Genomic DNA, 14709 nt, shown 5'->3' on the forward strand with positions numbered 1-14709 from the left:
CCCCACCATCCCCCCTTAAGCCCCTCAAGTGCTTTGTTAAATTGTTTGGAGAGTTTTTATGAGGGCATTTTAAACACCACTCCCTGCCCCCAACAAGAACGCATTATCTTAGACGCATTGGGGTTTTTAGAAAAAATAGAGGGTGTGTGCGCCCACTAGGATTTGCGCCCCAACAAGCGATCTATTTGTGCCTCATAGCCATAATAGCCCAACATCTCATAGAGTTCTTCTCTGGTTTGCATATACGGGATTTGATCTTTTTGCGTGCCCTTGTGCTTGAGATCGGCATACACGCTTAGGGCTGCTTTGTTCATGGCTCTAAAGGCACTTAAAGGATAGAGCACCATAGACACCCCCGCATTTTTAAGTTCCTCTAAGCCAAACATCGGGGTTAGCCCAAACTCAGTGATATTAGCCAGTAGGGGCACGCTCAAAGCTTGGCTAAAGGCGTGGTATTCCTCTAGGCTTTGCAAGGCTTCTGCAAAGATCGCATCAATGCCTGTTTTGGCATAGCTCAAAGCCCGCTCAATGGCTGATTCTAAACCCTCTTTAGCCCGCGCGTCTGTGCGGGCGATGAGATAAAAACTAGGATCTATTTTCCTAGCCTCCAAAGCGGCATGCAAGCGATCGCACATCTCTTGGGTTTCTACGATCTCTTTATTGGGGCGGTGCCCGCAACGCTTGGCCCCCACTTGATCCTCTAGGTGCATCCCAGCAGCACCATTTTTAATCAGCTGGGTAACACAGCGCCCAATATTTAAGGCATGCCCAAATCCGGTATCAGCATCTACAATTAGGGGCGTGGGGCAGATGGCACAAATGCGGCGCACATCGATACAAACTTCTTCTAAATTGGTCATGCCCAAATCGGGCAAGCCATAGGAGGCATTCGCCACGCCCGCCCCTGAGAGATAAAGGGCTTTATGCCCTACTTTGGTGGCTTGCAAGGCTTGGTAAGCATTGATCGTGCCCACAATTTGCAAGGGCTGATTTTGTGCTAGAGCCTCTCTAAATCTTTGACCAGCTGTCATGTGCGCTCCTTAGGCTAATGAAAACAGATCGCTAAATTGGTTAAAATCCATCTGTTCCAAGGCGTTTTCGTTAAAAACAACCTCTTCAATGTGGCTAGCGCGCTTGGGGCTAAAAACCTCCCTTAGGGCTAACTTGAATTTTTGATACAACAAGGGCACGCCCTCATCGCGTCTAAAACGATGCCCGATGGGATATTTGACCTCAACTTTCTGCGTGTGGCTCCCGTCTTTAAAAAAGACTTGCACCGCATTGGCAATGGCGCGTTTGCTAGGCTCTAAATACTCCCGTGTGTATGCATCATCAACTTGCACTGCGCTCAAATCTCTTAGCCGATCGATACGCGGATCGGCTGCACTCTCATCGCTATAAGATTGGGCATCTAAATGACCATAGATGAGCGCATAGGCGACCATGTATTGGATACAATGATCGCGATCGGCGTAATTGTGCAACGCCCCGACCTTGTTGATGATGCGTTGTGCGCTCTCTTGGGTGGTGATGACAATTTTATCAATGTCCTCTAGCCGTCCCTTGAGTTCATCATGCAAACTCAAGGCGCATTCAACGGCGGTTTGGGCGTGGAACTCAGCCGGGAAAGAGATTTTAAATAATATATTTTCCATCACATAGCTACCCAAAGCTTGGGGCAAATGCAATTTTTCTTGCTTGCGTGTCTGCTGTTTCATATAGACATCCTGAAAGCCCCAATATTGCGCGCTCAAAGCTGAAGGGTAGCCCATTTCTCCTTGCAAGGCTTTTAGGGCTAAATCCACACCCCGCGCGCTGGCATCCCCAGCTGCCCATGATTTGCGCGATCCGGTGTTGGGCGCGTGGCGGTAACAACGCAAACTGCCTCCATCCACAAAGGCATTAGAGATCGCGTTACGCACCTCCTCAAAGCTCCCCCCTAATAGCCCAGTAGCCACCGCACTGCTAGCCACCCGCACTAATAAGACATGGTCTAAGCCTTCGGCATTAAAACAATTCTCTAGGGCTAAAATCCCTTGAATCTCATGGGCTTTAATCATGGCAGTTAGAATATTTTTGACTTGTAGGGGCTTTTTATTTTGGGCTAGATTCAAACGGCTCAGATAATCCCCCAACGCCCAAATCGCACCCAAATTATCCGATGGGTGCCCCCATTCAGCCGCTAGCCAAGTGTCATTAAAATCCAGCCAACGCACCATGCACGAGATGTTAAAAGCTGCACGCACGGGCTCAAGCTGGTAGGGCGTGCCTAGCACCTTAGCCCCTAGGGGTCTAAAATCCGCCCCCGGGACACTAGGACCTAGTAACTTGGTGCATTCAGGGTATTTGAGCGCCATTAAAGCGCAGGCAATGGAATCTAGCAAACAAAGCCGCGCACTTTGGTAGGCGATCGGGGAAGTAATGGGCTGATCCACTACATAATGCGCGATCTCTGAGAGCAGGGGATCAAACTCGGGCCTTTTGGTGTCTAAAGTTCCCATATTAGACATAGTTTCTCCTCAATGTTTGGGGCATTATAAGATGTTTGGGCTAATTGGGTTCTTTAAAAAGGGCTTGCCCGATACGCACCATATTAGCCCCGTAACTAATGGCGATCTCAAAATCCCCGCTCATCCCCATAGACAGAATGGAGGCTTGGGGAAGCTTGTCAAAAATATCTTTAGCACTCTGAAAAGCATGCTCAATTTGGCGGGTGTCCTCAGTCTGGGGACCTATTGCCATGAGCCCTTGCAATTCAATTTGCGGGCAGGTTTGTTTGATTTGCTGGTAGGTCTCTAGGGCGCACTCGGGACGCACCCCGCTTTTAGATTTTTCTAAAGAAACATTGACTTGTAGAAGGGCTTTGAGCTTGTAGGGGCTACGCGCTTGGATTTCTTGGGCAAGGGCTAAAGAGTGGAGACTATGGAATAAAAAGGGCTTGAGGGCGAGCATTTTATTGATTTTATTGCTCTGCAAATTGCCTAGCATGTGCCACTCTAGGGGCAAGTCTGCCAAATGCTCTGACTTGGCTTGCAAGTCTTGGATTTTATTTTCCCCAAAGGCGCGTTGCCCGCACGCATACAGCGTAGCAATTTGCTTTGTGCTGGCGTATTTGGAGACGGCGATGAGCTGGACGATGTGGTGGCGGCTATAAGCCAAACGGGCTTTTTCAATGCGGCTGATGATTTGATCCAAGTTTTTAGCAAAGTCCATCACAATCCTTTAGGTGCTGGGCGAGTTGAAAATGTGGTAATGCTTGTAAAGCGGGTCATCTAAAGGGGGGATGAGTTTTTGATCGCACAATTTTTCTAGAACGCTCAAGCTGCAATCAGTCTCTTGTGGCCACTCTTTGGGGTGGTTGTCCAATGCGTTTTTATCCGTCCCATCAATGAGTAACAGCCCCTCATGGACGCACACATCGCGTTTGGCATCGATGTTATTCACCACACGCCACAAAAGCATGTAAGGGTTGTTAAGGTCATTTTTAGACGCATCCACAAATACCAAAACAGACACAAAGGGGCTTAAAAAACTGCACGCTTTGGCAATGGGTAAAATAGCGCGTCTCTTTTGCACGCCCACAACCGCAAGGGGGTTTTTGGTGTGTGTTCCATATTGCTTTAAGATTTGTGCTTCGGGCATCGCCTCTTGGATTTTGGCTAATAACACGCTATCTTTAAGAATACTGGGGGTGTTCTCACTGGGTTTGGTGGCATCAATGCCCAATTTGCCCCCAAAAGCATAAGCGGGGCTGGCATGATCGAGCGCATCGCAAATACCCTCGGTGATGATGACAGATTGCAAATTGAGGTGGTTTAAGATGTGATCGGTGATTTTGGGGTAATCCTCTAGGCTGGGCGCATTAGGACCGACAAAAATAGCATGTTTGGCAAAACTCATCTGCCCTGTGCCCCAAAAATGGTGCATGATTTGGCTGGCATGCCCGGGGTAGCTGGGTTTGATTTTGGCTAAGATCAAATTGTGGAAAACCCCATTTTCGGGCATGTGATAATCAAGTAGCCCATGCGCGCTTTTTTTGAGCAAGGGTAAGAAGAGCCGTTCGGTGAAATAACCCAAGTATTTATCCTCTAAGGGGGGTTTGCCCACCACGCTAGCCAAATACACCGCATCAGGCTTAGTGGCAATCGCGCTCACTTCTAGCACGGGGTAGGGTTCTTTGGGGGTGTAAAAACCGGTGTGATCGCCAAAGGGACCCTCAAGGCGCAATTCTTCCACATCGACCCAGCCCTCAATGATGATCCCACAATCTTTTGGGATAGCAATGGGGTTGGTGCGTGATTGGATCAGTTGGGGGCGTTGTTTTCTGATCAGCCCATAGAGCAAGAGCTCAAATAAGCCATAGGGCAGGGGGGCTTGGGCACACCATGTGTAGAGCGCATCGCCCCCAATGGCGATACTCACGGGCATTTTCACCCGTGCTTGGCGGTATTCGTGGAAAAAGTGGTTTGCGTCCTTGTGGATTTGCCAATGCAAGCCCAGATGGTTGCGATCATAGACTTGTAGGCGGTACATGCCTAGATTTTTCTTGCTACCATCTAAGCTTTGGGTGTAAATTTGGGCGAGCGTGATGAAGGGTCCGCCATCTTTTTCCCAAGTGGTGAGGATGGGCAGATCGTAGAGATTGACCTGATCGCCCATTTTGTAGGTGTGGGTGTCAGTGGACTTGGTGATCTTGGGGGCAAGGTGTCTGAGCGTGCTGATGTTTTTGAGCCAATGCCAAGCGTCTTTGAGGTTTTGGGGTTTTTGCAGACTCAAAAGAGTCTCTAGGCGCGCACAACATGTTTTAATAGGCTCTTGGATGATGTGCTCTAGGCGCGCTTGCGATCCAAAGAGATTCATTAAGATGGGCATATCAAACTGCTTAGAGTGCTTGACACTCACCGGGTTAGTGAATAAAAGGGCTTGCCCGCCTTGGGGCTTTTTGGCTTCAATGTAGGCGGTGTGTGGGATTTCTAGCGCAATGTCTAGGGGCGTGGAGATGACCCGCAATTCGTTACGGGCTTTGAGTTGGTTGATGAGGGCTTGCACCTAGATTGAAACCACATTCACGCCCAAACAATGCGGGATTGTTTGCAACTTGGCTAAAATTTCGGGGTTGATGGGATCATCTACAATGATCAAAGCTAACGCCTCTTTATGGTTGTTACGCCCCAATCTAAAATCGGCGATATTAATGTTGTGCTCGGCTAGAGTCTGCCCCACATTCCCAATCACACCGGGTCTATCCTCATTTTTAAATAAAATCATGTTGCCTTGGGGTTTGACATCCATTTCAAAGCCATTAATGTTGGTGATCTTGAGCAGATCGTTGGCAAAGACACTCCCGCTCACTTGCGTGGTTTGGTTGGGCGTGCTCAATTGCAGGGTAACTAAGTTGGTGTAGGGCGTGGCATCCTCTAAAATTTTGGTGTTCAAGGCAATATGGCGTTCTTTAGCTAAAAAGGGGGCATTGATATAATTGACCTTTTCGCTCAAAGAGGGTTTGAGTAAGCCCACCAGCGCAGCACTGAGCAAAGAGGGCGCGTATTCTTTGATAGGACCAGCTAAAGTGAGTTCTAAGAGGCTAAAAGCCCCCTTGTTGATTTGGGAGGATAGAAAGCCCAGTTTTTGGGTGAGTTCCAAATAGGGCTTGGCATAGCTAGCCATCTGCCCCTCTTGGATGGGCAGGTTGAGCGCATTAGGATAGGCACTCCCCCTTAGGGCATCCACCACCGCTTGGGCTGCTTGCAGGGCAATTTGTTCTTGGGATTCCCAAGTGTTAGCCCCAATGTGGGGGGTAACATAGACATTATCAAGCTCTAAAAGTGGGTTAGCAGTGCCGGGCTCTTTGCTAAAGACATCGATTCCAAGCCAGCGCACTTTTTGGGATTTAAGAGCTTCATATAACGCCTCTTCATTATAAAGCCCCCCTCTAGCGCAGTTAATCAAGATCACACCCTCTTTCATCTGGGCGATCTGCTCTGCTCCAATGATATTGATCGTTTCTTTGTTCTTGGGGGTGTGGATGGTGATCACATCGCAAGCCAAAATATCCTTAAAATTTTGGGTGTAGGACACCCCTAGATCGGTGGCTTTGGACTTGTGGATATAAGGATCGTAGGTGATAACCTCCATGCCAAAGGCCAAAGCGCGCACGCCCACTCGTGAGCCAATATTGCCAAAGCCAATAATGCCTAACTTCTTGCCATAAAGCTCGCTCCCATACCAATCCTCCCGCCGCCAAAGCCGTTCGTATTTGAGTTGGGCATTTGCGCTGGGCAAGTAACGCACGGCATTGAGCATGTGCGCCATAGTGAGCTCCACAGCGGCAATGGTGTTAGCCGTGGGGACATTCATCACCACAATCCCTTTTTGGGAGCACAGATCCATATCCACATTATCCACGCCCACGCCCGCGCGCACCAGCACCTTTAAATCTTTGGCATGCTCTAACATGGGGGGGTTGATGGGGGTCATGCTTCTGGTAATAAGCCCTGCAACACCTTTTAGGGCTAGGGGCAGATCGCTTTTAGGCATTTTAGAATAGTCTAAAATCTGAATATCTTTTTGCTCGCTAAGCAGAGCGATGCCCTTAGGGTGGATGGGATCACAGATGGCAACTTGCATGGATTTCCTTTAGTTGGGATCAATCAAAGCGGTAAGGGATTTGGTAGTAACGCAACTCATCTAAGAGGGCTTTGTGTGGGGTGCGGGGCAAATACACGATAATGGTCGTGCCATGCGCTTGTTTGTCGAGTGCAAAATCCACATGGGCTTGTTTTAAGACCTCGTGCAAACAAAATGACTTGTAAGCGTCCAAATTGCGGATGAGCAATTTTTGGGAATGGGAGCTGCCCAAAAACTCAACCCCCACGCGCTTTTCAAGCACGGGATAAGCAAAATCAGGTTCTGAGATGATGGGGGTATCGCTTTGTGGCGCAACGGGCGTATCGGCTAAGTTGGGTAAGGGCAATTTAGGGGCACTCTTGGGCTCAACTTTGGGGGGACGTTGCATGAACAAACCCCGCCCCACATAGGCAATAAGGGCAAGCGCAAAGAAAAGCAAGATCAACAAAACAAGTGAGCGGACCTTTGCAATCTTCATTAATCAAGTCAGAATTTACCTGAGATTTTATCTCCTAAGGTCATTTTATCATCACCGGCATTGAAAGCTTGCAACTGCTCTCTCTCTTTTTTACGCTCTAAACGGCGCACGGAAGCACGGACCTTGTTATTGGCTTTTTCGATCGCCACAACCACGCTGGTGATCACATCATCTAGTTTGATCTCCTCTTTTTTAAGGGGGAGTAAATCCTCGCTCTTAATCAAGACATCAACTCCATCAACATTGACAAACACGCCAAAATCCTTAATATTCACCACCGCACCTTGAATCACATCGCCAACTTTATATTTTTGGCTAAAGGTTTCTACGGGGGAGGGTTGGGTAAATTTCATCTCCAAAGAGATTTTCTCATTCTCTTTGTTGATCTTTAAAATCTTAACCTGCACCACATCGCCTACCTTGAAGTGATCCTTGCATTTTTTGTCTTGTTCCCAAAAGGCATCTTTATTGTGCAAGAGCCCATCCACGCCCCCAAAATTGAGGAATGCACCAAAATCGGTTAGAGTCGCTACCTTGCCCTCAATCAAATCCCCTACGCGGTGTTTGGAGATAAACTCATTGAAAGGCTTATCAGAGAGCTGTTTTAAAGACACCCGCAAACGGCGGTTCTTACTGTCAATCTCAATGATCTTGACATCAATTTCTTGGTTGAGCTCTAGGTAGTCTTGGGGGTGCTTGACATTTTTATTCCAAGAGATTTCAGAGATGTGCAAAAAGCCTTCAATGTCATTCCCAATATCCACAAACACGCCGTAGTTTTCAATACTGCTAACCACGACCTTAATGGCATAACCCACTTTAAGTTTGGTTTGGATCTCATGCCATGGGTCTTCCATAGTGGCTTTAATGGAGAGGGAGAGGCGTTTTTTTTCTTCATCATAGGCGAGGGCTTTAACCTGCACCCCATCGCCCTCTTTATAGTGCTTGCTTGGATTGGCTGAACCGCGGTGGCTAATCTCGGTGTAATGCACCAACCCTTCTACGCCATCGACTTCTACAAACACGCCAAAGCTCGTAACGCTTTTCACCACCCCATCATAAATCTCTTGAGACTCGACTAACTTTTTAGAAACCTCATGCTGGTGTTTGCTATAGACATCAAAAAAACGCTTCCTAGAAACGCTAATCAACCCACGCTCGGGGTCTATGGAAGTGATACAAACCTTGAGCCGTTTGCCTAAATGGTTTTCCCCACGCTTAAGGGAAGATTGTGCCTTAGAGAGAGAGTATTCCACACCCTCGCGATCCACAAGGACATACCCGTTCTTGCTTTCGCGTACAATCTCGCCCTCGATCATCTTGTCTTTATAATCCTCCCCTAAGGCTTGGATTTTTTCTTGGGCTTTCCCAAAGGCTAGAGCCTTTCTATAAGAAACGCTAACCCGCTCACCTTTATGCGACACATAAACCGGGATGGTGTCATCTAGGTTAAAGAGCAACCCCCCTTGTGCATCTAAAATCTCCTCTAAAGAAAGTCTGCCCTCTGTTTTGCCCCCAACACTCACCATGGCATAGCCCTCTTGCTCGTTGATCGAAACAACCACGCCCTCTTTCACGCCCCCTTTTTGCTCCGACTCATCCTCTCCGTGCATATACTCCTTCATGTATTCTTTGAATTCTTCAGACTCGCTCCGACTCTCCAAGGACTCCAATTCTTTACTCATCACAACCTTCTCTAGGGTATTATTTAGCCTATTTTAGCTTTTGTTTCCTTATAATTACTAAAAAAGCACAAAGCAAACTCTCTGTTAGGCTCTTCTTGCGTGCTCAAAAAGATTTTACCCCCGCGTGTCCAACAAACTTTCTTCAAATCCAAAGAGGGGTTCAATGGTGTATGGGCTAGTAGAGATATGCACCACATCAAAACCTTTGAGGGTGTTTTTATATTGTTCCAAAAGGCGCGCGGTGTTCTCATAGAGCACCACAATGTGCAGGCTCAAATGGGGTTCTTGCCACAATACATGCCCTTGCAAAGCCCCCAAATGTGGGTAGAGTGCGTAAAAATCCAGTTGTTTTTGCTTGCCCTTTTTGTTTTTAATCTGGATCAACGCCTCTTGGTGCTTGTCCTTGATCACGAAACTAGCCACTTGGTGTTGCAAGGATAAAAGCAAATTACCCAAGAGCCAAAAATCTTGGCGGCTCTGGGCGTGGGTCAAATGGGTCACTAATTGTTCGTGATAACCCTTAAAATCCTCTTGCTGTAAAATCTGGTTTAATTGGTGCAGATCCAATTTTAAGGGCGCATTTTTGAGTTGTTCCATAATCTTGGGCTGAGGGATCAGATTAGAGAGCATGATCGCCCCCACCGAGCTTTTTTGCATGAGTGCCCAATATTTTTGCCCAATAATCAAAGGTTTGGCGCTCTTGGTTTCTAAAATTTGATTGCCCAGTTGCAATAAATATTTACTATCGCCCTTTTTTTCCAGCACCTTTAAAAAGAGGGGCAGGGTGGCATTAAAGTGTTGCGGGTTGTCCTTGATGATATTTTGGAGTTGCTGTAAGTTCAACAGCGCGCTAATGGGATTGAGCATGGCAAACTTGGCTTACAAAGTTTAAAATCTCAAAACTCAAGGTAAGTTTGTTTAAGTATTTTGTGTGCTGGCTATGTTGCGCGCTTAAAAGCCACATTTGGTTTTGTTTCGATCCAAAGGGCTGGGAGTCTAGGGTGTTTAAGCACACCGCCAAACAGCCCTTGCCCCCATTTTTGGGGCTATCTAGTAGTTTTCTAGCGTTGGTGATTGCATTAGTGCCCTCCTCCTCAGCCTTAAAGCCAATTTTAATAAACCCTTCTAAAGAGGCTAAAATATCTACATTTTGCACGCATTCTAAGCTCCAAGACGCGCCCAAGTCTTGCTTTTTGAGCTTGCCCTTATGGGGGGTAGTGGGTTTGTAATCGCTAATGGCAGCTAGCATGAATAAAAAGGGTGGGTTTTGCCGGTTTGCCCTCTCTTGCAAGGCTTGCAGAAAATCCGCCCCACTTTGCACGCTTAAGCATCCAATGCCTGCGGGCAACTCTAAAGCAAAAGTGCTAGCGATCAAAGACACCTCAGCCCCCCAAAAATACAACGCCAAAGCTAGACAACTAGCCTGCAGACCACTAGAAAAGTTGGAGATATAACGCACACTATCAATTTTCTCCAAGCTCGCCCCCCCGCTCACCACGACCTTTTGACCCGCCCAAAAGCTTTTGGGGCTTAAAGCCTGCACGCTGGCACACACAAGCTCTAAAATGTCTGCCATTGCCCCCTTGCCCTGTGTGTTGCAGGCTAGTAAATCCTCTCTAGGCTCTACAACCACACAACCCCAAGAGCGCAGGCGTTCTAAATTCTCTTGGGTGGCGCGCGCCTCTAACATCTGCGTGTTCATGCTAGGGGCTAGGATTTTAGGCGCGCCGTTGGCTAAAAACACCGCACTTAAGAGGCTATCAGCAAGTCCATGCGCTAGTTTGGCTAGGGTGTTGGCACTAGCTGGAGCGACTAGCACCACCTCTCCCCACTTTGCATAACTAATATGATTGGGGCAATTTGGATCGCTCAAATCCCAGCGTTCGCTTTTGTGTGTGAGCACGGGGTAATGAGTCAGTGCCTCAAAACTCAAGGGTGTAACAAAGCGCATCGCCTGCTGGCTCATCACTACTTTCACCTTTGCCCCCATTTTGATAAAAGCACGCACCAAATCCAAGCTCTTATAAGCGGCAATCGAGCCACTCACCAATAATAAAATGTGGCGATCTTGAAGCAAAGTATTTTGGGCGAGCAAATCTAGAGTTTTCATAGAGTAGCGACCATTTTTAGCAGTTCGGATGTACTCAAGCGTTGGGGGTTTTCTAGGCTATTATAACTGAAGCCCTCAGGCACTGCATAACCACGCTCCCCCAAGAGGGTTAGGCTGTAATCGATGGGGGTTTGAAAAGAGATGGTAGGTTCTAGGATATAAAAATCCTCAAATTCAAAGGCGCGATCATCACGGCTAATCATCACCTCATGGAGCTTTTCGCCCGGTCTAATCCCCACGATCTTAATAGGAATATCAGGGGCTAGGGCTTGCTTGAGGTCTAAAATACTCATGCTAGGGATTTTAGGCACAAAGATTTCCCCCCCATGCATGCGCTCCAAGCTTTGCAACACAAATTGAACGCCCTTTTCTAGCGTGATCCAAAAACGAGTCATTTTAGGATCGGTGATGGGGATAAAATCCGCCCCCCTAGCCACCAAGTCCTTAAAAAAGGGCACCACACTCCCCCTAGAGCCCACCACATTCCCATAACGCACCACGCTAAACTTACAAGCAGACTTGCCCTTCATGTTATTTGCACTGATAAAGAGCTTATCACTGCATAACTTGGTCGCCCCGTAGAGATTGATCGGGTTGCTGGCTTTATCTGTGCTTAAAGCAATCACATGCCCAACTTGTTCTTTTAAACACGCCTCAATGACCGCACTTGCCCCTAAAATATTGGTTTTAATGCACTCTAGAGGGTTGTATTCGGCAATGGGGACATGTTTGAGTGCGGCGGCATGGATACACACATCCACCCCCTGCATAGCACTTGCTAGGCGATCTTTGTCCCGCACATCCCCGATAAAAAAGCGCATTCTAGGGTCGCTATAAGTTTGTGCCATTTGGTATTGTTTGAGTTCATCACGGCTATAAATGATGATTTTTTTAGGGTTGTGCTGGTTTAAGAGGGCTTGCACGCAGGCTTTGCCAAAACTCCCCGTCCCCCCCGTGATCAGCACGCTTTTTTGATCTAAAAATCCCATAAAACCTCCAAAATGGCTATTATAACACTAGCCTAGACGCATGCCATAAAGTTTTTTGCGCTCAGATGAGCTAGCGATGTTTAAAAGTTTGCGGTATTTGGTGATCGTGCGGCGCACCATTTTAAGCCCAAATTTGCGCTCCACCAACTCCAACATTTTTAGATCGCTCATAGGTCTTTGGCGATCCTCATTTTTGACCAACTCCAAGATAAAATCTTTGATCGAGGCGTTAGAAACATCGCCTTCTAGGGCGGTGGTGAAAAAGCTTTTAATGGGGAAAATACCCCTAGAACATTCCAAATATTTATTAGAGATCGCCCGTGAGATGGTGCTAGGTGAGTAGCCAAATTCATTGGCAATATCCACCAAGCGCATGGGCTTGATCTCCTTGCCCTTGAAAAAGTCGTATTGGTATTCTACTAGCATGAGCCCGATTTTTTGGATGGTCTGGTGGCGCATTTGCAGGGCATCGACTAAGTCCCGTGCCTCTTTGAGCTTTTCTTTTAGATAGGCGTTGTTTTGCTTGATTTTGATCTCTTCGATGACCACTTTGGGGTAATACCCCTCATTGAGTTGCACGGAGATATTCCCGCCCTCTTCTAAGACCAAGAGATCGGGAATGATGGGGGGGATTTTATCAGCAAAATCCAATGCCGGCGGATTTTTAAAAGAAGTGATGGTTTGCATCGCTTTGGCATAGCTGGGCAGGTGGCTAAATTCTTTATGGCATTCCAAATTTTGGATAATTTGGGCGCATAAGTCGTAGGTGGGCGTGTCTAGTTCGTCATGGTGGTTGAGTTGGAATAAAAAACTCTCTTGCAAAGTGCATGCCCCAATGCCCGGGGGGTCAAGGTAGGCAAAGCGTTGCCGCACCTTTTCATATTCTTGGGGGCTTATGCCCAAACTCTGGGCTTGCTGTGTTAAATCGCCCTCAAAATACCCCTCGCTATTGAGATTATCTAAAATGTCATGGGCAATTTGCATAGATAGGGGCGTGGGGAAAAGCGGGGGGGTGATCTGTTCGCACAAACTCTCATATAGGCTTTTTTCATACACGCTCAAGGCTTCGATCTTGTCGCTCATGGTGTTTTTTAAGCGGGTATCTCTATGGTGGCTTAAATTTTGGCTCAAACCACTTTGCACGCTCAAATAGGGGTTATCTTGGGCGTAAGCCTGCAAGGTTTCCTCAATCTCTAGGGGGTCGCTTTGCAAAATGGGTAACCAGCTTTTTAATGTGGCACAAAGCTTGTTTTTGGTGGCTAGTTGGGGGCGTAAAATTGCCATGTTAGACCTTAAAATGCTCGCCTAAGTAATATTTACGCACGAGGGCATTTTCATAAATTTGTTCGCTGGTCCCACTGGCTAGCAAAGTCCCGCTTTTGATCACATAAGCCCTATGGCACACGCTCAAGGTCTCACGCACATTGTGATCGGTGATGAGCACCCCGATATTCATTTCCACCAAGCGTTCGATGATCTTTTGGATGTCTAAAACCGCAATGGGATCGACCCCGGCAAAGGGCTCATCTAGCAAGATGAATTTAGGGTTTTTAATGAGCGCGCGCGCAATCTCCACGCGCCGGCGCTCCCCCCCGCTTAAAGACATGCCCTTGCGATCCTTGATGGCTTGGATATTAAAGGCATCTAGCATTTCTTCAATTCTGTTCATGGCTTCCTTGTTGCTCTTAAAAGTGGTTTGGGCAGCCAACATCAAATTATCCAGCACGCTCAAATCCTTAAAAATGCTCGATTCTTGGGGCAAATAGCCAATCCCCATGTTGGATCGCTTGTGTAAAGGATAGCTAGAGAGCTCAATATCATTGAGATACACACTCCCCCCACTGGGCTGTAATAACCCACAGATCATATAAAAGGTCGTGGTTTTGCCCGCCCCATTGGGCCCTAGCAAGCCCACCACCTGCGCGCTATGCACTTCTAAGGAAACATCATGCACGATCTTAGTTTTTTTGATCTGCTTGCTTAAATTATGGGCAATGAGTTTATCCATCTATAATCTCGTATAAACAACCTTGATCTAGGCGGGTTAAATTCACCACGCACACTTTAAAGCCCGCTTGAATCAACATCTCTTTTAAATTAGCCCCCCACTCAATAAAATGCACGCCCTCTAACTCCAAATGCTCCAAAATGCCCAAAGCCACCAACTCAGGCAAGGATTTTAAATAAAAATCGTAGTGGTAAATATTAAACTTGGGGGCTTGGTAGGTGTGCAATAAACTAAAGGTGGGTGAAGTGGCATGCGGGGCATTTAGGCTAGCACAAAAGCGTTGCACGAGGGTGGTTTTGCCACTGGCTAGATCGCCTTGCAATAAAAACACAAGGGGCAAAGGGTGGCTAGCAATTTTGGCATGCAAACATGCTAGCACCGGGCTTAAATCCTCTAAACTGGCTTGCAAACGCATCAGCGTTCCTCTAGTTCTTCTATGCCCGTGATACTCAAATGCTGAGTCATCGCTTTCATCAAGGGCTGGTGATTTGCCATAAATTCTTGGCAATGATTGTGCTTTTGGAGCGCATCGGCTTTCATGGGCTTGATACTCACGCCCTGCCCATAGAGGGCTTGCACTTGTGGCACAATGAGGCTTTTATAGTATTTGCCTAAAATTGCCTTGTCTTGCTGGTTGGCACGCGATTCCCACATTAAAACCTGATCTTTGAAGGAGACAAAGCGGATACAACGCTCAAAAGTCTCGCCCAACTCAGGGTTTGAGAGGCGTAAATGGGCAATGAGTTTAGCAAAGAGCGCGCTAGCATCTAAGCTGGGCGTGGGCTGGGCAGTGGGGGGGGTTGGCTTAGGGG

At 47.4% G+C, this 14709-nt stretch carries 13 protein-coding genes and 1 pseudogene; all 14 read right to left on the minus strand.

Annotation, left to right across the window (positions count from 1 at the left end; translation table 11 throughout):
- Positions 1–155 precede the first annotated feature (155 nt).
- Complete coding sequence (prpB, locus tag C5684_RS07630; protein WP_104639926.1) at positions 156–1031, minus strand: methylisocitrate lyase; 876 nt, start codon at positions 1029–1031, stop codon at positions 156–158.
- 9 nt (positions 1032–1040) lie between these two features.
- A complete protein-coding gene (gene prpD, locus C5684_RS07635) occupies positions 1041–2510 on the minus strand; it encodes a 2-methylcitrate dehydratase (RefSeq protein WP_104639927.1) in 1470 nt (489 codons plus the stop codon).
- A 40-nt stretch (positions 2511–2550) separates the two neighbouring features.
- Positions 2551–3216: a YggS family pyridoxal phosphate-dependent enzyme gene (locus C5684_RS07640; protein ID WP_199764523.1), complete on the minus strand. Its 666-nt coding sequence runs from the start codon at positions 3214–3216 to the stop codon at positions 2551–2553.
- 6 nt (positions 3217–3222) lie between these two features.
- Positions 3223–5049: a menaquinone biosynthesis decarboxylase gene (locus C5684_RS07645; RefSeq protein ID WP_104639929.1), complete on the minus strand. Its 1827-nt coding sequence runs from the start codon at positions 5047–5049 to the stop codon at positions 3223–3225.
- Positions 5050–6627, minus strand: a complete 1578-nt coding sequence (gene serA, locus C5684_RS07650) for a phosphoglycerate dehydrogenase (protein ID WP_104639930.1) — start codon at positions 6625–6627, stop codon at positions 5050–5052. It abuts the gene before it with no gap.
- A gap of 19 nt (positions 6628–6646) precedes the next feature.
- Entirely contained in the window at positions 6647–7015 is a 369-nt protein-coding gene (locus C5684_RS07655) for a hypothetical protein (RefSeq protein ID WP_233708709.1), read from the minus strand.
- Between the two features lie 98 nt (positions 7016–7113).
- Entirely contained in the window at positions 7114–8790 is a 1677-nt protein-coding gene (locus C5684_RS07660; RefSeq protein WP_104639931.1) for a 30S ribosomal protein S1, read from the minus strand.
- Positions 8791–8904: 114 nt separating this feature from the next.
- Positions 8905–9657, minus strand: a complete 753-nt coding sequence (locus C5684_RS07665; RefSeq protein WP_104639932.1) for a hypothetical protein — start codon at positions 9655–9657, stop codon at positions 8905–8907.
- Positions 9641–10900, minus strand: coding sequence for a bifunctional phosphopantothenoylcysteine decarboxylase/phosphopantothenate--cysteine ligase CoaBC (gene coaBC / locus C5684_RS07670; RefSeq protein WP_104639933.1), 1260 nt, complete (start codon positions 10898–10900; stop codon positions 9641–9643). The genes C5684_RS07665 and coaBC overlap by 17 nt, the downstream gene beginning before the upstream one ends.
- The gene (gene pseB / locus C5684_RS07675; protein WP_104639934.1) at positions 10897–11889 is read right to left on the minus strand and encodes a UDP-N-acetylglucosamine 4,6-dehydratase (inverting); all 993 of its coding nucleotides are present in this window, start codon (positions 11887–11889) and stop codon (positions 10897–10899) included. Before pseB ends, coaBC begins: the two co-directional genes overlap by 4 nt.
- 27 nt (positions 11890–11916) lie before the next feature.
- The gene (locus C5684_RS07680; RefSeq protein WP_104639935.1) at positions 11917–13173 is read right to left on the minus strand and encodes an RNA polymerase factor sigma-54; all 1257 of its coding nucleotides are present in this window, start codon (positions 13171–13173) and stop codon (positions 11917–11919) included.
- Position 13174: 1 nt separating this feature from the next.
- The gene (gene lptB, locus C5684_RS07685; RefSeq protein WP_104639936.1) at positions 13175–13897 is read right to left on the minus strand and encodes an LPS export ABC transporter ATP-binding protein; all 723 of its coding nucleotides are present in this window, start codon (positions 13895–13897) and stop codon (positions 13175–13177) included.
- A complete protein-coding gene (gene tsaE, locus C5684_RS07690; RefSeq protein ID WP_104639937.1) occupies positions 13890–14312 on the minus strand; it encodes a tRNA (adenosine(37)-N6)-threonylcarbamoyltransferase complex ATPase subunit type 1 TsaE in 423 nt (140 codons plus the stop codon). Before tsaE ends, lptB begins: the two co-directional genes overlap by 8 nt.
- Positions 14312–14709: pseudogene (locus tag C5684_RS07695) on the minus strand (DNA polymerase III subunit gamma/tau); the annotation flags it as partial. The gene tsaE and the pseudogene C5684_RS07695, both read right to left, overlap by 1 nt.

The organism is Helicobacter bizzozeronii (genome assembly GCF_900196775.1).
GTDB classification, from domain to species: Bacteria; Campylobacterota; Campylobacteria; order Campylobacterales; family Helicobacteraceae; genus Helicobacter; species Helicobacter bizzozeronii.

Coding starts and splice junctions, on each gene's coding strand:
- prpB (WP_104639926.1), bottom strand. CDS start 1,031: ATGACAGCTGGTCAAAGATTTAGAGAGGCTCTAGCACAAAATCAGCCC.
- prpD (WP_104639927.1), bottom strand. CDS start 2,510: ATGTCTAATATGGGAACTTTAGACACCAAAAGGCCCGAGTTTGATCCC.
- serA (WP_104639930.1), bottom strand. CDS start 6,627: ATGCAAGTTGCCATCTGTGATCCCATCCACCCTAAGGGCATCGCTCTG.
- C5684_RS07655 (WP_233708709.1), bottom strand. CDS start 7,015: ATGCAACGTCCCCCCAAAGTTGAGCCCAAGAGTGCCCCTAAATTGCCC.
- C5684_RS07660 (WP_104639931.1), bottom strand. CDS start 8,790: ATGAGTAAAGAATTGGAGTCCTTGGAGAGTCGGAGCGAGTCTGAAGAA.
- C5684_RS07665 (WP_104639932.1), bottom strand. CDS start 9,657: ATGCTCAATCCCATTAGCGCGCTGTTGAACTTACAGCAACTCCAAAAT.
- coaBC (WP_104639933.1), bottom strand. CDS start 10,900: ATGAAAACTCTAGATTTGCTCGCCCAAAATACTTTGCTTCAAGATCGC.
- pseB (WP_104639934.1), bottom strand. CDS start 11,889: ATGGGATTTTTAGATCAAAAAAGCGTGCTGATCACGGGGGGGACGGGG.
- C5684_RS07680 (WP_104639935.1), bottom strand. CDS start 13,173: ATGGCAATTTTACGCCCCCAACTAGCCACCAAAAACAAGCTTTGTGCC.
- lptB (WP_104639936.1), bottom strand. CDS start 13,897: ATGGATAAACTCATTGCCCATAATTTAAGCAAGCAGATCAAAAAAACT.
- tsaE (WP_104639937.1), bottom strand. CDS start 14,312: ATGCGTTTGCAAGCCAGTTTAGAGGATTTAAGCCCGGTGCTAGCATGT.